Consider the following 22111-nt stretch of genomic DNA (forward strand, 5'->3'; position numbering starts at 1 on the left):
CGGCGTTCGGTCGATTACTTGCGGGCGGCCAGCACTTCGGCCGGTTGCACCGTCTGGCCCGTCTTGTTGGACCAGCTGTTCTTCGTGTACGTGATCACGGCGGCGATGTCGGTATCGCTGAGCTGCTTCCAGGCGGGCATGCCCTTGTCCATGCGGCCGTTCAGCACGACCTGAACCTGCTGCAGTTTGTCTTCGGCGAGCACGACCGGCGACTTGTCCAGCGGCTTGATCGGGCCGGCGCCCGAGCCGTCGGCCTTGTGGCAGACGGCGCAGTTGGCGCCATAGACCTTCTCGCCGCGGGCGACCAGGGCGGCTTGCTCCCAGACCTTGTTCGGGTCATCGGCCTTGGCGGCGATTTCCTTCTTCTTGCCATCCACCCACTTGGTGTAGTCCTCGGCGGACACGACCTTGACGTGGATGGGCATATAGGCGTGTTCCTTGCCGCACAGCTCGGCGCATTGGCCGTAGTAGTCACCGATCTTCTCGGCCTTGAACCAGGTGTCGCGCACGAAGCCGGGGATGGCGTCCTGCTTGACGCCGAAGGCCGGCACCATCCAGGCGTGGATGACGTCGTTGGCCGTCGTGATGATGCGGACCTTCTTGTCCACCGGCACGACCAGCGGGTTGTCGACCTTGAGCAGGTAGTTGTCGACCGGCTCGGGCTTGCCGGTGTTGGATGACTCGCGTTGAGCGGTGTCCAACGTGGCCAGGAAGCCGATGCCTTCGCCTTCACCCTTCAGGTAGTCATAGCCCCATTTCCACTGGTAGCCGGTGGCCTTGATGGTCACGTCGGCGTTGGTGGTGTCCTTCATCGCGACGACGACCTTGGTCGCCGGCAGGGCCATGCCGATGACGATGAGGAAGGGCACCACCGTCCAGGCGATCTCGACGGCCACGCTCTCGTGGAAGTTGGCCGACACCGCGCCCTTGGACTTGCGGTGCTTGAAGATGGAATAGAACATCACCCCGAACACCGCGAAGAAGATGACCAGGCAGACGATCATCACGAAGTTGTGCAGCCACATCTGGTCGGCCGCGATGCGCGTGACCGGCTCGTGCAGATTGAGCTGATTGACGCCGGGGCCGCCCTTCAGGTCGTTGACCGCCAGGGCTGGGCCGGCCGCCAGGGCCGCCATCGCCGCCGTGGCCCAACGGCCCCAAGCGCGTGAGGCGCTATGCACTCGTGCGTTCATCATCGTCATGGTTGTCACTTGGTTCTTTGAAGAGCGGGGCTTGCTTGTCCAGCCCGACAGCTGGATTTGGGAGGCAAGTTCCGTGGGTTGAGCCGGGTGTTGCCCCAAAGCCCTCTATGCGGCGCGGGATTTTAGCCCAGGCTCCGAGAGGGACGGCCCATGCCGCCCCCGGGGATTCACCCCCTTCATCCCCCTTCACCCGGTTTCACGGCCCTTGCGCAGCGTTGCGCGCATGGCGTCGATGGACACATGGGTCTCGGCCGCCATCGTCAGCCGCGGCGCCGCCTTGAAGGCGTGGCCGAAAACGAGTTCCACCGTCAGCGCAAGCCGGCCTTCGCCGTCGCGCAGCGTTTCCAGCTGCGCCAGCAGTGCCGCCTTCCACTTGCGACCGCGCAAGCCGGCGAAGCGCGCGGGCGCCAGGTTGCCGCCCAGCACCCGCAGGTCGGCCAGCAGGCTTTCGGGCGTGGCCCAGGTCAGGCGCAGCCGCTGCTGGTCCATGACGGGGTCGGCAAAGCCGGCCTTGAGCACCAGGTCGCCGATGTCATGCATGTCCCACCAGTCAGGCGCCGGCCGGCCCCAGCCGGCGCGCGCATACAACGGCCGCAGTTCGACGAAGCTGTCCGGGCCCAGGCAGGAAAACATCACAAAGCCGCCGACCGCGACGCTGGCCTGCCAGGTGTCGAGCAGCTCCGGCAGGTCGGCGCAGGCATGCAGGGCCATGTTGGACCACAGCAGGTCGACCTGGGGCAACGCTGGCAGCGAATCGACATGACCGGAGGAGGCGCCACGCAGCTTCTGCCACCAGTTGCGCTGGCGCTTCTCGGCCGCGCGAGCCGCCAGCGCCGTGTCGGCTTCATGCCACAGCAACTCCGCGCTCGGGTAAGCCAGGCGCAGCAGCTCGCCACTGGCGCCCAGGGCCGGCGATGCGTCCAGCACGCGGTTCGGCTGCAGCTTGATATAGGTCAGGCGTTCGGCCATGCGCCCGGCGACCTCGTCGTGCAACCACGGCGGCTGCGCAGCGGCCGCGAGGCGGCGCGCCTGGTGGCGAACGGCGGCGGCGTCGAGGTCCTGGGGCCGCGGCCCCTTGTTTGAAGTAGGGGTCGAAGCCGGTTCACTCATGGAGCGGTCAGTATATTGAGCCGATGCCCGAGCGCTCCCTGTCGGCAACGAAGCCTGCTCTGATCGAGAAAGTCCTGCTGCGCTGCGCCGGCCAGTGCGCCGTCTGCCGCGCCTGGAGCCACCAGACCATCTGCGAAGCCTGCCTGGCCCTCTACGCACGCCCGCAGCCGCGCTGCTGGACCTGCGCGGCCAGGCTGCCCATCGAATTGACCGGCAGGCCCCGCCCCCAATGCGGGCGCTGCCTGCACGCGGCACCACCGCTGGACCGCGCCGTGGCTGCGCTGGACTACCGCTTCCCCTGGGACGGCTTGCTGCAGCACTTCAAATACCACCAGGCCCTGGAACTGCGCGAGAGCCTGCTGGAGCGCCTGAACACGGCGCTGACCGCGGCCGAGGTCGACGCGCCAGACTGGCTGCTGCCCGTGCCGCTGTCGAACGACCGCCTGCGCGAGCGCGGCTACAACCAGGCACACGAGCTGGCCAAGGCGCTGGCGCGCCGGCGCGGCCTGCGCTGCGAGCCGGAGATGCTGCTGCGGGTACGCCACAACGCTGCCCAAGCCAGCCTGAAGCTGGAGGCGCGCGCAGCCAATGTGCGCGGCGTCTTCGCCGTCGAGCCGCTGCGCGCGGCGCAGTTGCGCGGCACCTGCGTCGCGCTGCTCGACGACGTGATGACCAGCGGCGCGACGCTGTTCGAGCTGGCCCATGTGCTGCTGCAGGCCGGCGCGATGAGCGTGCAGGCCTGGGTCATTGCGCGCACGCCGGAGCCGGGCGAATGACGCCCCTCGTCCAGTCCTGCCGCGCTGGACGCCGGCAAGCCTGGCCGGCCCCCCGAGGGGGCGGCGATGCTTGCCGGATCGACCGGCAAGCACATCGCCATGACGGGCCGGCTTGGGAGCGGCCCGGCGCTCGGCCCGAATGCAACACGTTGATCGCCGCGATCCGGCGAAGATACTCGCGTCCATGTTCCATATCGTCCTTGTCCAGCCGGAGATTCCGCCCAACACGGGCAATGTGATCCGGCTCGCAGCCAACACCGGCTGCAGCCTGCACCTGATCGAGCCCTTGGGCTTCTCGATGGAAGACAAGCTGCTACAACGCGCCGGCCTGGACTATCACGAGTACGCCCGCGTGCAGCGCCATGCCGATTGGGCGGCCTTCCTGGCGGCCCAGTCGCCCGACGCCGCACGCATGTTCGCCTTCACCACGCGCGGCAGCCGGTCCTTTGGCGAGGTGGCCTGGCAGCCGGGCGACTACTTCGTGTTTGGCAGCGAGACGGCCGGCCTGGCGCCCGAACTGCGTGAGAGCTTCCCGCTCGATCAGCGTGTGCGCCTGCCGATGCGCGAGGGCCAGCGCAGCCTCAACCTGAGCAACAGCGTCGCGGTCGCCGTGTTCGAAGCCTGGCGGCAGAACGGCTACGCAGGCGGCGCCTGAATTATTCGGCGCGGGCCTCGCGGCCCATCAGGTGCTCGACCGCCTCGCCGACACGCAGCCGCCCGTCCAGCAAGGCCACCATGGCCTCGGTGATCGGCATCTCGACGCCGGCCTCGCGCGCACGCGCCAGCACCGTCGGCGCGCTGTAGACGCCTTCGGCCACATGGCCGAGTTTGGCCAGGATGTCCCGCAACGCGAGCCCCTGCGCCAGCATCAGGCCGACGCGGCGATTGCGCGACAGGTCGCCCGTCGCCGTCAGCACCAGGTCGCCCAGACCCGACAGACCCATGAAGGTCTCGGCCTTGGCGCCCAGGGCCAGGCCCAGGCGCAGCATCTCGGCCAAGCCGCGCGTGATGACGGCGGCGCGGGCGTTCAACCCCGGCGCATCAGGTGCGGCGCCGGAGAGGCCATCGCAGACGCCCACCGCTATGGCCATGACGTTCTTGACTGCGCCGCCGACTTCGACGCCAACCGGATCGTTGGACGTGTAGACGCGCAGCCTGTCACCATGAAAAGCATCGACGGCGGCCTGTGCGAGCGCCGCGTCCTCGCTCGCCGCGACCAGGGCCGTGGGCCGGCCAGCGGCCACTTCCTGCGCAAAGCTGGGGCCGGACAACACACCGACGCGCATGGCCGGCTGCAACTCGCGTGCGATCTCGTGGCCGAGCCGCCCGGTGACTGCCTCGAAACCCTTGCACAGCCACAGCACGCGCTGCGTTGGCGGCAGGGCGGCGAGGGTTTCGCGCAGGCCGGACATCGGCGTCGCGACGATGGTCAGCCCGTCGGCGGCGTGCGCAATGGCTGCGGCGCGGTCGCCGGTCAGGCCGAGCGCGGCGGGCAGTTCGCCGTCGGGCAGATAGGCCGCGTTGCGGCGGCTCGCCCGCATTTGTCCGATGGCAGTTGCGTCACGGCCCCACAGGCTCACATCATGGCCGGCGTTGGCCGCCTGGATGGCCAGGGCCGTGCCCCAGGCACCGGCGCCGAGAACGCTGATCTTCATCGTCGTCATGCGCAGAAGTGTCACCCAAGTAAAACGCCCCGCACGGAGCGGGGCGTCATCACGAGGCGAGCCTCGATGCTCAGTTGACGGCCTGGCCGCCCTGGGCTTCGCGCTGGGCCTGCTGGGCCTCGAACATCGCCTGGAAGTTCACTTCCGTCAGCAGCACCGGCGGGAAGCCGGCGCGGGTGCAGACGTCGGACACGATGGCGCGCAGATAGGGGTAGACCATCTGCGGGCAGACGATGCCCAGGATGCCTTCGAGCTGGTCCTGCGGCACATTGCGGATCTCGAAGATGCCGGCCTGCTTGGCTTCGACCAGGAACAGCGTCTTGTCGCCGACCTTGGTGTTGACCGTGGCCGTCACGCAGACCTCGAAGATACCGTCGGTGACGTTCTCGGCCGACAGCGTCAGGTTGATGTCGACCTGGGGCTGCTGCTGCTCCAGCAGGATGTGCGGCGCGTTGGGCTGCTCCAGCGACAGATCCTTCAGGTACATGCGCTGGATCTGGAACACGGGGGTGCCTTCGGGGGCGGCTTGGATCTCGTCGGCCATGGGATTCTTTCTAGCGAAGCGTCAAACAAAAGCCCGCAGGCGGCGTGCTGCGGGCAGTCACTGGATTATGGGCGATGCCTCGTGACAAGCCGATCGGGCTTGCCCGGTGTTGAAATCAGGCAAGAACGCCCAAAGCGACCCTTCAGGCCGCTTGGAGCAAGGGCAGCAAGCCGCCCTTCTGGTCGAGGGCGATGAGGTCATCGCACCCCCCGACATGGGTGTCGCCGATGAAGATCTGCGGCACGGTGCGGCGGCCCGTCCTGGCCATCATGTCCTGGCGCTCGGCCGGGTTGAGGTCGACGCGGATCTCGTCGATCTGCTCGACGCCGCGTTGCTTGAGCAGCATCTTGGCGCGCACGCAGAACGGACAGACCAGGGTGGTGTACATCTTGACGGCAGCCATCTCAATCTCCTTCAGCCGCAAATCTGCCTACGCAGATTTCTGCCCAATGAAAGGCAGAAAAAGTCGGTTGGGCGAAAAACCGCTCACGCGCTTTTTTCCACCGGCAAATTCGCCTCCCGCCAGGCCTTGAGGCCGCCGGCCAGCACCTGGGCCTTGTCATAGCCCAGCTTGCGTAGCATGCCCGCGGCGCGGCCGGCGCGTGCGCCGGTCGGGCACACCAACACCAGCGGCAGGGCCTTGTTGGACGGCAAGGACTTGTGGCCCTCGATCTGGCCAAAGGGGATGTTGCGCGCGCCGACGGCATGGCCCTTGGCAAACTCTTCGGGCTCGCTGACATCGATCAGCACGCCCTTCTCGCGGTTGATCAGTTGCACCGCCTGGGCGGGGGCGAGGCCGCCGCCCTGTGCACCCGACATCAGCATGGGCCAGAGCAACAGGCCACCGGACACAAGTGCGGCGACGAGCAGAAACCAGTTCTCGATCAGGAAGTTCAAGCAAGCATCCCGTGTAATTCAACGAAGCCGGCGATTATCGCTGGGTCGGATAATCCGCCGCTTCCCACCACCTCAGCGCGCCTTGCCCCATGTACAAGCTCGTCCTCATCCGCCACGGCGAATCGACCTGGAACCTGGAAAACCGCTTTACCGGCTGGACCGACGTGGACCTGACGCCCACCGGTGTCGAGCAGGCCAAGACGGCCGGCCGGCTGCTGAAGGAAGCGGGCTATGACTTCGACATCGCCTACACCTCGGTGCTCAAGCGCGCCGTGTGGACGCTGTGGCACGCCCTGGACCAGATGGACCGCACCTGGCTGCCGGTGCGCCACGCCTGGCGCCTCAACGAGCGCCATTACGGCGGCCTGCAGGGCCTGAACAAGGCCGACATGGCCAAGCAGTACGGCGACGAGCAGGTGCTGATCTGGCGCCGCAGCTACGACACACCGCCGCCGGCGCTGGAAGCGACCGACCCACGCAGCGAACGCAGCGACCCTCGCTACCGCGGCCTGGACGCCGAGGACATTCCGCTGACGGAATGCCTGAAGGACACGGTCGCCCGCGTGCTGCCGTTCTGGAACGAGACCGTCGCGCCCGCCATCAAGGGCGGCCAGCGCGTGCTCATCGCCGCCCATGGCAACAGCATCCGCGCGTTGGTGAAGTACCTCGACAACATCGCCGACGACGCCATCGTTGGCGTCAACATCCCCAACGGCATCCCGCTGGTCTATGAGCTGGACGAGAACCTGAAGCCGATCAAGAGCTACTACCTGGGCGACGCCGAAGCCGCCGCCAAGGCGGCTGCCGCCGTGGCCAATCAGGGCAAGGCCTGATCCACCTCGGCCAGCACCTCCTCCACGCTGGCCCAGCCGGGCCAGTACTGAAGCAGCTTGACCGTCGGCCCCCACGGCGCCCAGACCGCGGGATCGGCCGGCCCCCAGGGGGTGAGCAGCCGTGCGCCGACGCCGGCGGCGATGTGGCCCGGCCCGGTGTCGTTGGAGACGACGATGCCGGCCATCTGCAGCAACGCGGCGTAGATGCCCAGGCCCACGCCTTCGAACCGCACCACGTCAGGGTAGAGCTGGCGGGCACCCTCCAGCTCGGTCGGTCCCGGCACCATCACGATGCGGCGCCCCGCCGCATCCAGGCGGCGCACGAATTCCGGGAAGGCCGGCCAGGTGCGGTCCAGGAACTCGGTTTTCCCGTTGGCGAACGGGCAGATCATCACGTAGCGCCCCGGGGCGATGCCTTGCCCCGCCAGCAGAGCCGCGGCCCGCTCCCGCTGGGCCTCGCTGACCTGCAGGCCGATGACCGGCGGAGGCGGCTCGTCGATGCCGAGGAAGTCGCAGGCCAGTTCCCAGTATTCGACCAGCGTGTGCCGCCCCGGGCGCCGCGGGTGACCACGGCGCATCAGCCAGGTGCGCCCCTCCACCGCATGGCCCTCGGCGCGCAGGCCGGCCAGTCGCGCGTCCAGCGCCGCTGAAAACGCGTAGGGAAAGAGCAGCGTATTGGAGCGCCGGTCGAATCCGGGGTCTTGCGCACGCAGCTGCCGCCGCAGCGCGCGCAACTGCGCCACGCGCTCGCCGAGCCTCTCGGGCCGCACATGGACGCGCCAGCCTTCCGTCTCCAACAACCCGCGTGCCCAGCTCTTGCCGACCAGTTCAAGGCGATAGCCGTGGCTTTGCAGCAGCCGCAGCGCCGGAATGCTCAAAACCGTGTCGCCAACGAAGTTGCGCAGACGGACGATCAACGGTCGGGCTTCTATCATCAGCAATTCTTTACAAGTGACGCGGGATTCTCCCTGCGCAGGCCCGTTCTCCATGCCCGAGATCACCCTGCCCTCCTCAGCCAAAGTGATCGCCAGCCATGACGCCGCCCTGGTAGCGGAGTCGCAGTGATCCCGCCACGCTTCGCAGCCAATCTCGATTGGCTCTACACCGAGCACGCCTATCTCGACCGGCCGGCGGTGGCGCGGGCCGACGGCTTTGCCGCCGTCGAGCTGCAGCAGCCGCATCTGCATGACCGCCCACCGCTGACGGCCGCGCTGGCGGGGCTGAAGGTCGTCCTCATCAACGCCCCTGCCGGCGACTGGGCCGTCGGCGAGCGCGGCTTCACCGCCCTGCCCGGCCGCGTGGCCGAGTTTCGCGACGCGACGCTGCGCGGCCTGGACTTGGCCGACCGCCTTGGCGCGGCCCGCGTGCATCTGCTGTCAGGCTTGGCCGAGGACACGCCCGAGCACCGCTCGACCTGGCTGGCCAACCTCGGCTGGGCCGCCGAGCAGTCGCCCCTGCCCTTGGTCGTCGAGCCCATCAACCGCCGCGACATGCCCGGCTATTTCCTGCATCGCCAGGCCCAGGCGCTGGAGCTGCTGGCGGCGCTGGACACGCCCCGCGTGCAACTGCAACTCGACCTCTACCATTGCCGCGTCGCTGAAGGTGAATCACTGACACATCTGGCGCGCGCGCTGGACCTCGGCGTGCTGGGCCATGTGCAGGTCGCCGGCGTTGCCGGGCGGCATGAGCCCGAGGCCGGTGAATTCGCGGCGGAGCTGGCCTTGCTGGACGCGCGTGGCTGGCAAGGCGTTGTCGGCCTGGAATACCGGCCCCGTGGCAATACGCCGGCCGGCCTGGCCTGGCTCAGCCCAGCTTCGCGCTGATCACGCCGCGCAGCATCGCACCAAGGGCGCGACGGTCCTGGCCGGTCGTCATCACGCTGGGCAGGATCTGCACATCAATGCCCAGCCCCTTGGCCGAAGCAATGCGCCACAGGCTCTCAACCAACGTCGTGTCGCCAATGAAGCGCGCCGACGAGCTGAAGCGCTCGCCGGGCTCGTGCCACCGCAGCACGACGGGCAGCACCGGGGCATCGACCGACACCGCCGCCTGCAGCAGGTTGGCGTGGAAGGGCAGCATCTCGGGCCCGGCGCCCGTGGTGCCTTCCGGGAAGACGGCGACACAGTCGCCCGCCTGCAGGGCTGCGGCCGTCTGGTGCACGACACGCAGCGCATCGCGCTTGCTGGCGCGCTCGATGAAGAGCGTGCCGGCGCCTTCGACGAGGGCGCCGACCACCGGCCAGTGCCTCACGTCCGCCTTGGACACGAAGCGCGCCTGCGGCAGCACCGCGTGGACGCCGGCGATGTCCAGCCAGGAGATGTGGTTGGCCACCATGAGATGACCCGTCGGCAAGGCCTGGCCCTGGGACTTCAGCGCGATGCCGAGGATGCGCAGCGTCTTGAGCGACCACCACTGGATCAGCCCATGCCGCTCGGACGCCGTCAGCAGCTCGAAGCGGCGCTTGACGATCCACAGGCCGTGCAGCACATGCGGCACAAGGCGCGTGAGGCGCCAGGTGGCGATCAGGGATCTCATTCAGCCTCCCGCCGGGCCGCCCCTAGGGAGGCTGCACCCCCTCGGGGGGCAGCGTGCGAAGCGCGCGTGGGGGCGGTCATCCTTCGTAGGCGACGTGGCCGGCGACAAGGGTGCAACGCACGCGCGCGGGCAGCTCGAAACCGCTGGAGGCGAAGGCAAACGGCGTGTGCTTGCCCTGGCTGGCCAGGGCGTCGGGCGTGACGGACCAGCTCGCCGCCGCGTCGAACACGCAGACATCGGCGACGCCACCTTCCACCAGGCGACCGGCGCTGGCGGACAAAGAGCCGAGTGCGCTGCCCAGCACCCGCACCGGTTCGGCCGTCACGACGGCCAGCGCGCGCTGCAGCGGCAGCTTGGAATCCTGGGCCCAGCGCAGCGCCAGGCTCAGCAGCAGCTCCAGGCCCGTCGCGCCCGGCGTGGCCTCGGCAAAGGGCACAGCCTTCTCGTCGATCGTCACGGGCATGTGGTCGGACACCAGCGCGTCAATAGTTCCATCGGCGAGGCCCGCGCGCAGCGCATCGCGATCACGACCCTGGCGCAGCGGCGGCGTCAGGCGCATGGCCGAATCGAAGTAGCCGATGTCGACGTCACTGAGGTGCAGCGAATTGATGGACACGTCCGCCGTGACGGGCAGGCCCTCGCGCTTGGCCGCGCGCACCAGTTCGACGCCGGCGGCGCTGGACAGGCGGCACACATGCACCCGGGCGCCCGTGGCGCGTACCAATTCAAAAATGGTGTGCAGCGCCACTGTCTCGGCGCTGACGGGCACGCCGGACAGCCCCAGCCGCGTCGCGACCGAACCGCTGGCCGCGACGCCACCGCCGAGATACGCGTCCTGCGGGCGCAGCCAGACCGTGTAGCCATAGGTGGCGGCGTATTGAAGCGCCCGGCTCAGCACCAGCGTGTCCTTGATCGGCACCTCGGCCTGCGAGAAGCCGATGCAGCCAGCCTCGGTCAGCTCGGCCATCTCGGTCAGCGCCGTGCCGTTCAACTGGCGCGTCAGCGCGCCGAGCGGAAACAGGCGGCAGCGACTGAGCTTGCGGGCGCGGAACTTCAGCATCTCGACGAGACCGGGCTCGTCGAGCACCGGGTCGGTGTCGGGCGGGCAGACCAGGCTGGTCACGCCACCAGCGGCCGCTGCGGCGAGTTCGCTTTCGAGCAGGCCTTCATGCTCGTGCCCGGGCTCGCGCAGTCGGGCGCACAGGTCGACGAGGCCGGGCGCGACGATGAGGCCGCTCGCGTCCACGGTGCGGTCGGCAACGAAGTCGCCCACATCCCCCAGGTGCACGATGCGGCCGTTCGCGATGGCGACGTCGCCAATGCGGTCGAGATTGGACGCCGGGTCGATCAGGCGGCCGCCTTGGATCAGGATCTTCATGCTCATGCCTCGTTGCCAGCCAGGATGGCCATGACGGCCATGCGCACCGCGATGCCGAAGGTGACCTGCGGCAGGATGACGCTGCTCTTGCCGTCGGCCACTTCGGACGCGATCTCGACGCCGCGGTTGATCGGCCCCGGGTGCATGACGATGGCGTCGGGCTTGGCCAGGCGCAACTTGTCGGGCGTCAGGCCAAAGTGCTTGAAGAACTCGCCGCTGCTGGGCAGCATGCCGCCGTTCATGCGCTCGTTTTGCAGGCGCAGCATGATGATGACGTCGGCGTCCTTCACACCTTCGGCCATGTCGTGGCAGACGCGCACGCCCATGTCGCGCAGGTCGCCGGGGACCAGGGTCTTGGGGCCCACCGCGCGGATCTCCGGCACGCCCAGGATGTTGAGCGCATGGATGTCGCTGCGAGCGACGCGCGAGTGAACGATGTCGCCGACTATGGATACGGTCAGGTTGCGGAAGTCTTTCTTGAAGTGCCGGATCGTGTACATGTCCAGCAGCCCTTGAGTCGGGTGGGCGTGGCGGCCGTCGCCGGCGTTGACAACGTGCACGTGCGGCGCGCAATGCTGGGCAATCAGGTGGGGCGCGCCGCTCTCGCTGTGGCGCACGACGAACATGTCGGCGTGCATGGCGCTGAGGTTGGCCACAGTGTCCAGCAGCGTCTCGCCCTTGGCCGTGGAGCTGCGCGCGATGTCCAGGTTGATGACGTCGGCCGACAGGCGCTTGGCGGCGATCTCGAAGGTGGTGCGGGTGCGGGTGCTGTTCTCGAAGAACAGGTTGAACACCGACTTGCCGCGCAGCAGCGGCACCTTCTTGACCTCACGGTCGTTGACCGAGAGGAAGCTGCCCGCGGTGTCCAGGATCTGTTCCATGACCGCACGCGGCAGGCCTTCGGTGGACAGCAGGTGGATCAGCTCGCCGTGCTTGTTGAGCTGGGGGTTGCGTTTGGAAAGCATCACTTCACCTCAAAGGCAAATCGGCCCCCGTCGGCGCGCGCGAGGCGCAGGCTCTGGTCTGCGGCGAGCGTGACGCGGGCCGCAGAGAACGCCGGCTCGATCGGCAGCTGCCGCCCGCCGCGGTCCACCAGCACCGCCAGCTGCACGCTGGCCGGGCGGCCGAAGTCGAACAGCTCGTTGAGCACGGCCCGCGTCGTGCGGCCGGTGTAGAGCACGTCGTCGATGAGCAGGATGTCGCGGCCATTGACGTCGAAGGGCAGCGAGGTGTGGTCGGCCTTGGCCAGGCCGCGTGAGCCGAAGTCGTCGCGGTGCAGCACGCTGGAGATGGTGCCGGCGTCGGCCAGGCCCAGGTCAACGGCCAGCCGCTCGGCCAGCCAGGCGCCGCCGCTCCAGATGCCCACGAGGGCGGTGTCGGCGGTCAGCAGTCGCTGCACGCCGCGCCTGAGCTCGAGGTAAAGGCCTTCAGCGTCCAGCTTGAGGTCACTCATGGATGTTCCCGGAAAAATTGTTCAAGGATGAGGGCGGCGGCTGCGGCGTCCACATCGTGCGCGCCTTCAGCCTCGGCTTCGACACTGGTGTAGCGCTCGTCCACTTCGAAGACCGGCAGGTGATGGCGCCCGGCCAGCCGGCGACCGAAATTCTGTGCCTTGGCCGTCATCTCGTGGGGCGCGCCGTCGGGGTGGCGCGGCACGCCGATGACGAGGGCGTCGGGCTGCCAGGTCTTGACGAGGGCGGCAATCGCGTCGAAATCGCCACTCCTGACCGTGGCACGCGGCTCGGCCGAACCGAGCAAGCGTGTGCCCGAGGCGACGCCGATGCGTCGGGTGCCAAAGTCAAAAGCAAGAAAGATCTGATGCGACGGCGCCAACGCCGCCATCATGCGTGCCCCGCGTCCGAGCTGAGCATGCGTGGGTCCACGCCCAGCAGGGCCAGTGCGCGCTCGTAGCGCTGCTCCACCGGCGTGTCGAAGATGATCTCGGGCGCCGCGTCCACCGTCAGCCAGCCGTTGCGGCCGATTTCCTCTTCGAGCTGGCCCGCGGCCCAACCGCTGTAGCCGAGCGTGACAAAGATCTTCCTGGGGCCGGCGCCGTTGGATAGCGCTTCAAGCACGTCGCGGCTGGTCGTCATCTCCAGGCCGCCGGGCACGGCCAGCGTCGCGTTGTAGTGGCCACCCTCTTCGTCCAGCGGCTCGTGCAGCACGAAACCGCGGTCGGTCTGCACCGGGCCGCCATAGAAGACGGGGCTGTCGGCCAGCGGTTCGGCCGGTGGGCTGAGCTCGACCTTCTCGAACAGATTGCCCAGCGTCAGAGAGATGGGTTTGTTGATGACGAGGCCCAGGGCGCCGTTGTCGTTGTGCTCGCAGAGGTAGACCACGGTGCCTGCGAAGGCCTCGTCGGCCATGCCGGGCATGGCGATGAGGAATTGGTTGGTCAGGACGATCCGGTCGGCGGGCATGGCGGCATTTTATTCTGGCCGCTTTGCGCTTCAGCGCTTTATCGCCCGGGAGACTGGTGCTTGCCGAGGTCGCCCAGCCTGGGCGGGCGCGCAAAGACCTTAATCTGCGCCCATGCCTGCTCACCTTGACCGCGCTCTTGTCTGGTTTCGCCGCGACCTGCGCGCGGACGACCAGGCCGCGCTGTATCACGCGCTGCGCAGCGCGAAACAGGTCTTCTGCGCTTTCGTCTTGGACCGCGACATCCTCGACGCCCTGCCACGCGCGGACCGACGCGTCGAGTTCATCCTGGGCGCGCTGCAGGTGCTGGACGAGGACCTGGGCAAGCTCGGCGGGGCGCTGATCGTGCGGCATGGCTTTGCGGCGGACGAGATCCCGCGCCTGGTGGCCGAGCTGGGCGCGCAGGCCGTGTTCACCAACCACGACGACGAACCGCAGGCGCTGATGCGCGACGCGCTGGTGGCCGACCTGCTGAAACCCCTCAATGCCGAGCTGCGCACCTTCAAGGACCATGTCATCTTCGAGCGCGGCGAGGTCATGACGGCCGCGGGTGGGCCGTACAGCGTGTTCACACCCTACAAGAACGCCTGGCTGCGCAAGGTGGACGAGTTCTACCTGAGCAGCTATCCGGTCGAGCGCCATGCGCGGGCACTGGCGAGAACCGAGTTCGCCAAGGGCGTTCCCACGCTCGAAGACATCGGCTTCAAGCCCGCCGGGCTGACCGGGCATGTCGGCCAGGGCAGCCGCGGTGCCGAGGCGCTGCTGGAGGACTTCCTGGACCGCGTCGACCAGTACGACAGCAAGCGCGACTTCCCGGCGGTCAAGGGCCCAAGCTATCTCAGCGTGCATCTGCGCTTCGGCACCGTGTCGATCCGGCGCCTCGCGCGCATCGCCCACCAGTTGATGCAAGGCGGCGACCACGGCGCCGAGATCTGGCTGTCGGAGCTGATCTGGCGCGACTTCTATTACCAGGTCATGCACCACCACCCGCGTGCGATGACGACGGCCTTCAAGCCCGAGTACGACGCCATCCGCTGGGAGACCGGCGCGGAAGCCGACGCGCTGTTCGCCGCCTGGTGCGAGGGCCGCACCGGCTACCCGCTGGTGGACGCCGCCATGCGCCAGCTCAACCAGACGGGCTATATGCACAACCGCCTGCGCATGGTGACGGCCAGCTTCCTGACCAAGGATCTCGGCATCGCCTGGCAACGCGGCGAGGCTTATTTCGCGCAGCAGCTGCTGGACTTCGACCTCGCGGCCAACAACGGTGGCTGGCAATGGGCCAGCAGCAGCGGCTGCGACGCCCAGCCCTATTTCCGCATCTTCAACCCGGTGAGCCAGAGCGAGAAGTTCGACGCGCAGGGCCGCTTCATCCGCCGCTACTGCCCCGAACTGGCGGAGCTGCCGGCCAAGACCATCCACGAGCCCTGGGCGCGCGCGCCGCTGCAGATGCAGGGCAGCGTCTACCCGCGCCCCATCGTCGACCACGCCATCGCACGGGAGCGCACGCTGGCCCGCTACGCCGTCGTCAGGCGATGAACGGGGAGCGAAAAGGTCAACCTGCGGTCTTGCGCGGGTGACGAATGCTTCAGCGCGGCGGCTTCAGAACAGCTCGACGTCGCTGAGCTGTGCCGATTCCTGGATCACGCCGCTGGCCACCAGGGCCGCGTAGTTGTGGACCTGGTTGCGACCATGGCCCTTGGCGTGATAGACCGCCTTGTCGGCGCGCTCGAACGCATCGGCCGGCCCGTCGCCAGGGCGCACCTCGGTGAAGCCGATGCTGACGGTGATGCGGCCCACCTGCGGGAAGGCGTAGCGTTCGGTGTTCAGGCGCAGGCGCTCGAAGGCCTCGCCCGCGTGGATCTCTTCATCGCAGCGCATCAGCACGACGAACTCCTCGCCGCCGAAGCGATAGAGCATGTCGTGAAAGCGGAAAGAGCCGCGCATCAGGCGCGACAGCAACAACAGCACTTCGTCGCCGATCAGGTGCCCGAAGCGGTCATTGACGGTCTTGAAGTGATCAATGTCGATCACGCCGAGCACATAGTGTTGGATGGCCGTCTCGTGGCGGCGGTCCTCGGCCTCGTGCGTCACGTCGGCACGCGTCGGGATGTCCGACAGCACCTTCAGGAAGCTCTCGTCGAAGGTCTTGCGGTTCAGCAACCCCGTCAGCGTGTCACGCTCGGAGTAGTCGAGCAGGCCCTGGAAGTTGTGATAGATCCGCAGCACGCTGCTGACCATGCGCTGCGCGCCCGTGCCCAGGCGCCGCGTGGACAGGATCTCGATGACGCCGATGACGTCGCGGTCGGTGGCGATCGGGAACAGATACAGCCACTGGCCGCCCTGGGCCACCTGGGTGACGCTGCGGCTGCGCATGGCTTCCAGGCGCAGCGGATGGTCGGTCGCCTTCGGCAGCGCACCAGGCTTGGCCCACAGCGGGTCGGCCGACGCGACCGCATCACCCGCGCGCAGATGGGCACGGGTCAGCCAACGTTCGTCGCCCGGCTCGCCGACGCTGCGGTAGATCGCGACGGACTCGGGCTCCAGCAGGTCACGCAAAGCCATGACCAGGGTGACGTCCATGACATCCCGGTCACGAAAACCGGTCAGTTCAGCAAGATGGTCGACAACCTGGGACATGGGGGGCTCAGGCCGCCACGGCCTGCTGGGTGAACTGCTGGATCAACCCGAGCAGATACTCCTCATCGTAGGGCTTGCCCAGGTAGTGGTCGACACCCAGCTGAGCCGCGTAGTCGCGGTGCTTCTGGGCAATGCGCGAGGTGATCATGATGACGGGCAGGGCAGCCAGCCGCGAGTCGGCGCGCATATTGCGCACCAGGTCGAAACCGTCCATACGGGGCATTTCGATGTCGGACAGTACCACCGAAGGCAACTCGTCACCCGACAGCTTCTCCATCGCATCCAGGCCGTCCTTGGCCAGCATGACGCGCAGGCCGACGCGCTCCAGGAAGCGCTGGGTCACGCGACGCACAGTCAGCGAGTCATCGACGACGAGGACGAGCGGCGCCTGCGTCACCGTCTCGACGACCGGTGCGGCCTGCTGCGGCGTTTCGCCCAGCGACATTGCATGGGCCGCCGCCAGCCGGGCCTGGGCGTCGAGGCCGTACCAGTCGGCGAGTGCCACGACGTTGTAGATCAGCGCCACTTCGCCCGAAGCCAGCAGGCTGATGCCCGCCAGGCCCGGTACGCGGTTGAGCTGGGCGCCGAGGTTCTTGACGACGACTTCCTGGTTGCCGACGACCTCATCCACGTGCAGGGCCAGCGCGCCCTGGGCGCTGCGCACCAGCACCACATGGGTGTGGCGACCATGGACATGGCCACGGCCCGCGTGGCCGAGCAGGCCGCCCAGCCAGTAGAAGGGCATCTCGACACCGCCATGCTGCAGCTTGCCGGTGGCATAGGCCGCCTCGACTGCATCGACGGGCACGCGCTGCACTGACTGCATCAGCGCCGCGGGGACGGCGATGACCTGGTCGGAGCTCTTCAGCAGCACGACCTGCGTCAGCGCCGTGGTGAGCGGCAGGCGCAGCAGGAAGCTGGTGCCCTGGCCGGTGGTCGACGTGGTTTCGATGGTGCCACCCAGCGTGCCGACCTCGGCACGCACGACGTCCATGCCGATGCCGCGGCCGCTCAGCTCGGTGACCTGGCTGGCCGTGGAGAAGCCCGGCGCGAAGATCAGGCGCTTGAGCTGCGCGTCGTCAGGCTCGGCGTCGGGCGAGATCAACCCGAGCTGCAGGCCGCGCTCGCGGATGCGTCCGAGGTTGAGGCCGGCGCCGTTGTCGGAGAAATTCAGCAGCACTTCGTTGCCGTGCTGGCTGACCTCGATGCGCAACGTGCCGACCGGGTCCTTGGCCGAAGCCGTGCGCACCTCGGGCGACTCGATGCCGTGAGCGACGCTGTTGCGCAGCAGATGCTCGAAGGCCCCAGCGGTACGTTCCAGCACCGAGCGGTCCAGTTCGGTCTGGCCGCCGGTGATCTCCAGCTTGACCTGCTTGCCGGCATCGCGGGCAGCCTGCCGCACGACGCGGTGCATGCGCTCGCCGATGCTGTCGAAGTCGACGAGGCGGGTGCGCAGCAGGTCGTCCTGCAGCTCGCGCGTCAGCCGGGACTGCGCGGCCAGCTCGTCTTCGCCGGTCTGGACGTTGCGGCCCAGTGTGCGCTGCAGCGTGGCCACGTCACCGACCGACTCGGTCAGCATGCGGGTCAGTTCCTGGAAGCGCGTGTAGCGGTCGAACTCCAGCGGGTCGAACTCGCGGCCGCCCTGCTGCGCCGCCTCTTGCTGGGCGTGCATCTGGGCCTCGGCCTGCAGATCCAGCTCGCGCAGCTGGGCGCGCAGGCGCTCCAGGTTGTCGTCCAGGTCAAGCAGTGCGCCCTTCATCTGGACCAGCTCGGACTCCATCCGCGCACGGCGGATGCTGACCTCGCCGGCCTGTGTGGCCATGCGCTCCAGCAGGCTGCCGCGCACACGCACCAAGGCCTGGCCGATGGCGAGGTTGTCGCTGCCGGCAGCGACCTCGGCGGTGTCGGTGAAGCGGCTCCAGTCGATCTCGCGCGCTGGTTCGGCGGGCTTCTCGACGAAGGTGGATGCGACCGGCCGCACATCGGCTTGGGCAATCTCGGCCAGCAGGCGCTCGGGTTCAGGCGCCGGCGCAGCCGCCTCGACAACGACCGGCGGCTTGGCAGCGGGTGCCGGCGGTGGCGGGGCGACGATGGCCGGCGCGGCCGGCACGGCGGCAGATGCGAGCCGGCGACCGAGTTCCTCGAAGGCGTGCTCGAGGGCATCACCCTCATGCTGCAGCGCCTGGACCTGGCCGTGGTTGGCGCTGCCGGCTCTCAGCAGGTTCTCGATGGCGGATTCGAGGTTGTGGGCCTGCTCGCCCAGGCGCATGGCGCCGGCCAGGCGGGCGCCGCCCTTGAAGGTGTGCAGGGCACGCATGCAGGCGTCGGAGCGGCCCAGCTCGCCCGGATGGGCCAACCAGTCGCGCAGCGCACCGTGCAGTTGTTCCAGCAGGTCGCGCCCTTCCTCCTCGAAGATGGGATAGAGGTCGGGCTCGATGTGGTCGGGCAGGCCCGGCTCGGGCTCGTCGTCGGCCGCCAGCAGCGGGGCAGGCTCGGTTTGCGGCACAGCCTCGGCAACCGTCTCTGTGGCCGGCTCGGCAACGGGCTCGACGAGGGGTTCGGCCAGGTCGACAAGATCGGCGAGATCAACGACGGACTCCGGCAGATCAGCAGCCACGGTGACCTGGTCATCCAGGTCGCCGGCGAGGGTGTCGTGCAGGGCTGGCACAGGCAGCGCGTCCAGGGGCGCGGATGCCGTGAAGGACTCTTCCTGCGGCTCGTAGGCATGCAGCTGCGCGACGACCTCGGGATCGTTGGGCTTCAGGAAACCGGCTGCGAACTGGTGCAGCAGGCGGCGGATGTCGTCGGCGGCGCGCACGAACAGTTCGGCGTCGGCCTGCTCGTAGCGCACGGCGCGATGGGCGCGACCCAGGGTGTGCTCGAGTTCCCGGGCCAGGATGGAGAGATCCTCGTAGCCCACCGTGGCCGCATTGCCGGCCAGGGCGTGAGCCTGCACTTCGCAGCTCTGCGGCACCGGGTGGCTGAGCTCGACGGCCCACTCGGCCAGGCCGATGGACAGCTTGCGCGACAGCTCGTCGGCCTCGTTCAGGAAGATGTTGAACAGCGCGATGCTGATGCGCAGCGAGCCGATGACCTTGAAGCCTTCGTCGGGGTCGGCCGACTCGGGTTCAGGTTCCAGCTCCGGCTCGGCAGGGCTGACCAGCGTGAGAACCGGCGCGGCCGGCTCCTCGTCCTCCTCGAGCAGCTTGTGCAGGGCCAGCGTGGACTCCTCCGGCCGGACCGGGGGCTCGGCCAGGGGTTCGGCGGCAATGACAGGCTCAGGCTCGTCCAGATCCAGCACGACGCCGAAGTTGGCCAAGGTCGGCTCTTCATCAGGCGTGGGTGGCAGCGGCAGGGGTTCGGTCGGTGCGTGGGCGTCGAACTCGCTGACCAGCTCGGCGGGTAGTTCGGTCGGGTCGAGATCCAGCGTGACCTCGGGCAGGGCGAGGTCGAGGTCAGCCTCGATGGGGGCCTCGTTGGCCGGTGCGCCAAGCTCGAGAACGAAGTCGGGCACCAGCGGCGGCGTCTCCTCCATCTCCGCCGGCAGTGCGGCGACGATGGGTTCTGCGGCCGGCTCGGCCATGGCCTCGGCGCCGCGCTCGGCGGCTTCGGCCGGTGTCGCGGCGTCCAGCGGCAGGTCGAGGCCCTGGGCTTCTACCGCTTCGATGGCTTCGGCGGACGGAGCAGCCGAAACGGCAATAGGCAGGGGCTGGCCATGCAGGCGCAACGAATCGGCACTGCGGCGCACCGGGTCGGGCAAGCTGTGGCCCGGTTCCGTGCCAGCAATCTGGTTGCGCCAGTGGGCAAAGTAGTCCAGCGCCTCGGTGGTGAAGCCCAGCAAGGCGGCGTCGGCCTGGGGGGTGGCTTCGGCGAGGCGGGCGTTGTAGAGCTGTTCGCAGGCCCAGGCACCTTCACCGAAGGGGTCCAGGCCGACCATGCGGGCGCTGCCCTTGAGGGTGTGGAAGGCGCGACGCACGATGGTGAGCTGGCCGTGGTCGGCGGGGGCCTGGCGCAGCTCTTCCAGCGCGGCCCGGGCGTTGCCGATGACCTCGTCGGCTTCCTCGAGGAAGATCTCGCGCATCTCGGGGTCATCCGCGACGCTGGGCGCGGGCGGCGGGGGAGCAACCACGGGAACGGGTGCGGGAGCGGCCGGCTGCGACAGGTCGACGTCGGGCAGGCTGAGGTCGGGCAGGTCCAGCGTCCCCAGGTCGATGCGCAAGGGCTGGGTGGCGTCGTAGGCGGCGGGAGCGGCAATCTGGGCCGATTCGTCGACCAGGTCGACGTGGAAGCCGCTGGCCTCGAAACTCGGCAGCTCGACGGCGCCTTCGCGGCGGCCCATGACGGCGTCCAGGCGGCCGCTGGCGTCGTCGAACTGGAACATGCGCTTGGCCAGCTGAGGCTGGACGCTGAGCATGTCGATCAGGAAACCCAGGGCGCCGAGGTTGTTGGCCAGGCGCTCAAACACGCCACGGGCGCTGGCGCGCTCGAAATCGATCTCGGTGTTGGCCAGGCCGTCGACCTCGTCGCGCATGCGAACGGTGGCCTGCGCCGCCTGGTCCAGGCCCAGCACGCTGAGCACGCCGCGCATCGCCTGCAACTGGCCGGGCACGGGGATCAGCAGCTCACGCCGGGCCGGGTCGCGGAAGTATTCGTCGCACTGCTTCTCGACTTCCGACAGGCTGGCACGCAGCTCGTGCACGACGCTGCCCAGGGTCTGGCGGTCGGAGACCCGGCGGTACAGGTCCTCCATCCAGTCTTCCAGCGGCTCGGGCGTCTGGCCATGGGCCACGGCCTCGACGCGGCGCGCCAGGCGACGCACGCGATCGGCCTGCTCGGGCTGGTCGAAGGCGGCGTCTTCCAGCGCGGCTTCGACATAGAGCAGGCTGGTGGCGATTTCCATGGCCAGCGCGGGTGGCGGCGTGCTGCGCGAGCGCAGCGTCGCGACGACGGCGCGCTGCAGTGTCTGAGCCAGCACTTCACCGCTGGGGAAGAGGCGGGTCAGCGAATCGGCCAGACCGGCGAACTGCTCGTCCAGGCCGGCCAGGCGGTGCTGGTCGCCTTCGGCGGCGCTGGACCAGCTTTCCTTGGCTGAAATCACGCGGCGCTTGGCTTGCGCGACCCAGGCCGGATCGATGCGGCCGAGGCCGGCGTCCTCGTAGTCGCCGGCATGCTCATCAGTGAGGCGGTAGGTTTCATGCACCGCTGTCAGGCGCGGGCCGGCGCCTTGGTTGACGCGGCACTGGGCACAGAAGAACAGCAGGTCCTGGGCCAGGCGTTCGCGCGCCGGGTCCATCTGATCGCCGTGGCCAACGAGGCGCAGTTCATGCAGCAGCTTGGAGCCCAGGCGTTTGGCATAGCCGTCGCTGGGAATCAGCTTGAGCGCCTGGCCTTCGAAGACGGCGGCGGCGAGTTGCCACAGCGTGCGCGTCGTGCCAGCGGGCAAGGCGGCTGCCAGACCAGCGCACAGGCCGGAAAGATTGGCCGCATGCGTCGAGCTGGGCTCGCGCATATGGCGCAGCAGCGCGGCTTCAAAAGGCGCGCGCACGGCCTCGGGCGAACGCGGCGACACACCGGCTTCGGGCGCAATGCTGCGCCAGGACCAGTCGTACTGCCAGAGGTCGGCCGGGTGGATGCGATCGGCACCGTTGAGCTGCTGCAGCGCGCGATAGCCCGGATAGAGGGCCAGCGACGAAGTCTTGTTGCCAGCCAGCAGGCGGGCGACATAGGCCAGCAGGGCAAAGTCGGCGCGTTCGATGGTGTCGACGGTGCTGGCTTCGACCTCTAGCGGCCGCTCGGCCAGACGCGCGACGGCCACTTCGGCGGCGCGCAGCACGCTGGCGCCGGCCGGCAGGCCGACCAGCGACAGCACGCCGCTGACCTGGTGCAACTGCGCGGCCGCCTGCTGCAGCGGCGCGCTGGGCTGGGCATCACCGCCAAAGGCGGAGAGGCGGTTGTCGCCGCTGTCGCGCACGAGGCGGCGCAGGGTCTTGTGCACCGACTCCAGGGAGCGGCGCAACTCCTCCTGCACCCAGGCCAGTGGGCTGAGGTCGGCCGGGAGTTCGGAGTCTCGCAGGGAGCTGTCCATGCGTGGGCTTTCTCGCTCGATGCGGTAGG

The 22111-nt window shown here is 68.7% G+C and carries 20 protein-coding genes; 5 read left to right on the plus strand and 15 right to left on the minus strand.

Going from position 1 to position 22111, the window contains the following annotated elements; translation table 11 throughout:
• Nucleotides 1-14: 14 nt before the first annotated feature.
• Nucleotides 15-1193 carry a cytochrome c oxidase subunit II gene (gene coxB / locus ACXJKJ_RS17630; RefSeq protein ID WP_394326335.1) on the minus strand — a complete coding sequence of 393 codons (1179 nt, stop codon included), beginning with the start codon at nucleotides 1191-1193 and terminating at the stop codon, nucleotides 15-17.
• 195 nt (nucleotides 1194-1388) lie between these two features.
• Nucleotides 1389-2312 (minus strand): biotin synthase, encoded by a 924-nt coding sequence (locus tag ACXJKJ_RS17635; protein WP_457391329.1) that lies wholly within the window; start codon nucleotides 2310-2312, stop codon nucleotides 1389-1391.
• Nucleotides 2313-2335: 23 nt separating this feature from the next.
• Here ACXJKJ_RS17635 and ACXJKJ_RS17640 point away from each other — a divergent pair, with 23 nt between their 5' ends.
• Both ACXJKJ_RS17640 and trmL read left to right on the plus strand, forming a co-directional pair.
• Nucleotides 2336-3088, plus strand: coding sequence for a ComF family protein (locus tag ACXJKJ_RS17640; protein WP_057295803.1), 753 nt, complete (start codon nucleotides 2336-2338; stop codon nucleotides 3086-3088).
• 184 nt (nucleotides 3089-3272) lie between these two features.
• The gene (gene trmL, locus ACXJKJ_RS17645; protein ID WP_457391331.1) at nucleotides 3273-3743 is read left to right on the plus strand and encodes a tRNA (uridine(34)/cytosine(34)/5-carboxymethylaminomethyluridine(34)-2'-O)-methyltransferase TrmL; all 471 of its coding nucleotides are present in this window, start codon (nucleotides 3273-3275) and stop codon (nucleotides 3741-3743) included.
• A gap of 1 nt (nucleotide 3744) precedes the next feature.
• On the opposite strand, the gene ACXJKJ_RS17650 is transcribed toward trmL, so the two are convergent.
• From ACXJKJ_RS17650 to ACXJKJ_RS17665, 4 genes are all read right to left on the minus strand, one after another.
• Nucleotides 3745-4743, minus strand: coding sequence for an NAD(P)H-dependent glycerol-3-phosphate dehydrogenase (locus ACXJKJ_RS17650; RefSeq protein ID WP_457391333.1), 999 nt, complete (start codon nucleotides 4741-4743; stop codon nucleotides 3745-3747).
• A 79-nt stretch (nucleotides 4744-4822) separates the two neighbouring features.
• Nucleotides 4823-5296 (minus strand): protein-export chaperone SecB, encoded by a 474-nt coding sequence (gene secB, locus ACXJKJ_RS17655; RefSeq protein WP_056199425.1) that lies wholly within the window; start codon nucleotides 5294-5296, stop codon nucleotides 4823-4825.
• A gap of 142 nt (nucleotides 5297-5438) precedes the next feature.
• Nucleotides 5439-5699 (minus strand): glutaredoxin 3, encoded by a 261-nt coding sequence (gene grxC, locus ACXJKJ_RS17660; RefSeq protein WP_457391334.1) that lies wholly within the window; start codon nucleotides 5697-5699, stop codon nucleotides 5439-5441.
• Nucleotides 5700-5782: 83 nt separating this feature from the next.
• Entirely contained in the window at nucleotides 5783-6193 is a 411-nt protein-coding gene (locus tag ACXJKJ_RS17665) for a rhodanese-like domain-containing protein (protein ID WP_056199428.1), read from the minus strand.
• 89 nt (nucleotides 6194-6282) lie between these two features.
• Here ACXJKJ_RS17665 and gpmA point away from each other — a divergent pair, with 89 nt between their 5' ends.
• Nucleotides 6283-7026, plus strand: coding sequence for a 2,3-diphosphoglycerate-dependent phosphoglycerate mutase (gpmA, locus tag ACXJKJ_RS17670; RefSeq protein ID WP_457326075.1), 744 nt, complete (start codon nucleotides 6283-6285; stop codon nucleotides 7024-7026).
• On the opposite strand, the gene ACXJKJ_RS17675 is transcribed toward gpmA, so the two are convergent.
• Nucleotides 7011-8027 (minus strand): glycosyltransferase family 9 protein, encoded by a 1017-nt coding sequence (locus ACXJKJ_RS17675; protein ID WP_457391336.1) that lies wholly within the window; start codon nucleotides 8025-8027, stop codon nucleotides 7011-7013. The two genes, gpmA and ACXJKJ_RS17675, sit on opposite strands and share 16 nt — an antisense overlap.
• Nucleotides 8028-8087: 60 nt before the next feature.
• Here ACXJKJ_RS17675 and ACXJKJ_RS17680 point away from each other — a divergent pair, with 60 nt between their 5' ends.
• Complete coding sequence (locus ACXJKJ_RS17680; RefSeq protein ID WP_056199437.1) at nucleotides 8088-8849, plus strand: hydroxypyruvate isomerase family protein; 762 nt, start codon at nucleotides 8088-8090, stop codon at nucleotides 8847-8849.
• Here the strand turns inward: ACXJKJ_RS17680 and ACXJKJ_RS17685 are convergent.
• From ACXJKJ_RS17685 to ACXJKJ_RS17710, 6 genes are all read right to left on the minus strand, one after another.
• A complete protein-coding gene (locus tag ACXJKJ_RS17685) occupies nucleotides 8830-9561 on the minus strand; it encodes a lysophospholipid acyltransferase family protein (RefSeq protein WP_056199441.1) in 732 nt (243 codons plus the stop codon). The genes ACXJKJ_RS17680 and ACXJKJ_RS17685 overlap by 20 nt on opposite strands.
• A gap of 76 nt (nucleotides 9562-9637) precedes the next feature.
• Nucleotides 9638-10939 carry a dihydroorotase gene (locus tag ACXJKJ_RS17690; RefSeq protein ID WP_056199444.1) on the minus strand — a complete coding sequence of 434 codons (1302 nt, stop codon included), beginning with the start codon at nucleotides 10937-10939 and terminating at the stop codon, nucleotides 9638-9640.
• A 2-nt stretch (nucleotides 10940-10941) separates the two neighbouring features.
• Entirely contained in the window at nucleotides 10942-11904 is a 963-nt protein-coding gene (locus ACXJKJ_RS17695) for an aspartate carbamoyltransferase catalytic subunit (protein WP_056199446.1), read from the minus strand.
• Entirely contained in the window at nucleotides 11904-12392 is a 489-nt protein-coding gene (gene pyrR / locus ACXJKJ_RS17700) for a bifunctional pyr operon transcriptional regulator/uracil phosphoribosyltransferase PyrR (protein ID WP_056199449.1), read from the minus strand. The genes ACXJKJ_RS17695 and pyrR overlap by 1 nt, the downstream gene beginning before the upstream one ends.
• Nucleotides 12389-12784, minus strand: a complete 396-nt coding sequence (gene ruvX, locus ACXJKJ_RS17705; RefSeq protein ID WP_457354310.1) for a Holliday junction resolvase RuvX — start codon at nucleotides 12782-12784, stop codon at nucleotides 12389-12391. Before ruvX ends, pyrR begins: the two co-directional genes overlap by 4 nt.
• Complete coding sequence (locus ACXJKJ_RS17710) at nucleotides 12781-13359, minus strand: YqgE/AlgH family protein (RefSeq protein ID WP_056199455.1); 579 nt, start codon at nucleotides 13357-13359, stop codon at nucleotides 12781-12783. Before ACXJKJ_RS17710 ends, ruvX begins: the two co-directional genes overlap by 4 nt.
• A 112-nt stretch (nucleotides 13360-13471) precedes the next feature.
• On the opposite strand from ACXJKJ_RS17710, the gene ACXJKJ_RS17715 reads away from it, so the two are divergent.
• A complete protein-coding gene (locus ACXJKJ_RS17715) occupies nucleotides 13472-14896 on the plus strand; it encodes a cryptochrome/photolyase family protein (protein WP_457391338.1) in 1425 nt (474 codons plus the stop codon).
• 63 nt (nucleotides 14897-14959) lie between these two features.
• On the opposite strand, the gene ACXJKJ_RS17720 is transcribed toward ACXJKJ_RS17715, so the two are convergent.
• Nucleotides 14960-15997, minus strand: a complete 1038-nt coding sequence (locus ACXJKJ_RS17720) for a GGDEF domain-containing protein (RefSeq protein ID WP_056199460.1) — start codon at nucleotides 15995-15997, stop codon at nucleotides 14960-14962.
• Nucleotides 15998-16004: 7 nt separating this feature from the next.
• Complete coding sequence (locus tag ACXJKJ_RS17725; RefSeq protein WP_457391340.1) at nucleotides 16005-22082, minus strand: Hpt domain-containing protein; 6078 nt, start codon at nucleotides 22080-22082, stop codon at nucleotides 16005-16007.
• Between the last annotated feature and the right edge of the window lie 29 nt (nucleotides 22083-22111).

This window comes from Roseateles sp. P5_E1, assembly GCF_054049335.1.

Excerpts from the sequence above, each read along its gene's own strand:
- ACXJKJ_RS17715 (WP_457391338.1), top strand. The coding sequence starts at position 13,472 with ATGCCTGCTCACCTTGACCGCGCTCTTGTCTGGTTTCGCCGCGACCTG.
- pyrR (WP_056199449.1), bottom strand. The coding sequence starts at position 12,392 with ATGAGTGACCTCAAGCTGGACGCTGAAGGCCTTTACCTCGAGCTCAGG.
- gpmA (WP_457326075.1), top strand. The coding sequence starts at position 6,283 with ATGTACAAGCTCGTCCTCATCCGCCACGGCGAATCGACCTGGAACCTG.
- ACXJKJ_RS17690 (WP_056199444.1), bottom strand. The coding sequence starts at position 10,939 with ATGAAGATCCTGATCCAAGGCGGCCGCCTGATCGACCCGGCGTCCAAT.
- coxB (WP_394326335.1), bottom strand. The coding sequence starts at position 1,193 with ATGAACGCACGAGTGCATAGCGCCTCACGCGCTTGGGGCCGTTGGGCC.
- ACXJKJ_RS17650 (WP_457391333.1), bottom strand. The coding sequence starts at position 4,743 with ATGAAGATCAGCGTTCTCGGCGCCGGTGCCTGGGGCACGGCCCTGGCC.
- ACXJKJ_RS17710 (WP_056199455.1), bottom strand. The coding sequence starts at position 13,359 with ATGCCCGCCGACCGGATCGTCCTGACCAACCAATTCCTCATCGCCATG.
- ruvX (WP_457354310.1), bottom strand. The coding sequence starts at position 12,784 with ATGATGGCGGCGTTGGCGCCGTCGCATCAGATCTTTCTTGCTTTTGAC.
- grxC (WP_457391334.1), bottom strand. The coding sequence starts at position 5,699 with ATGGCTGCCGTCAAGATGTACACCACCCTGGTCTGTCCGTTCTGCGTG.
- trmL (WP_457391331.1), top strand. The coding sequence starts at position 3,273 with ATGTTCCATATCGTCCTTGTCCAGCCGGAGATTCCGCCCAACACGGGC.
- ACXJKJ_RS17695 (WP_056199446.1), bottom strand. The coding sequence starts at position 11,904 with ATGCTTTCCAAACGCAACCCCCAGCTCAACAAGCACGGCGAGCTGATC.
- ACXJKJ_RS17685 (WP_056199441.1), bottom strand. The coding sequence starts at position 9,561 with ATGAGATCCCTGATCGCCACCTGGCGCCTCACGCGCCTTGTGCCGCAT.
- ACXJKJ_RS17640 (WP_057295803.1), top strand. The coding sequence starts at position 2,336 with ATGCCCGAGCGCTCCCTGTCGGCAACGAAGCCTGCTCTGATCGAGAAA.
- ACXJKJ_RS17725 (WP_457391340.1), bottom strand. The coding sequence starts at position 22,082 with ATGGACAGCTCCCTGCGAGACTCCGAACTCCCGGCCGACCTCAGCCCA.
- ACXJKJ_RS17635 (WP_457391329.1), bottom strand. The coding sequence starts at position 2,312 with ATGAGTGAACCGGCTTCGACCCCTACTTCAAACAAGGGGCCGCGGCCC.
- secB (WP_056199425.1), bottom strand. The coding sequence starts at position 5,296 with ATGGCCGACGAGATCCAAGCCGCCCCCGAAGGCACCCCCGTGTTCCAG.
- ACXJKJ_RS17720 (WP_056199460.1), bottom strand. The coding sequence starts at position 15,997 with ATGTCCCAGGTTGTCGACCATCTTGCTGAACTGACCGGTTTTCGTGAC.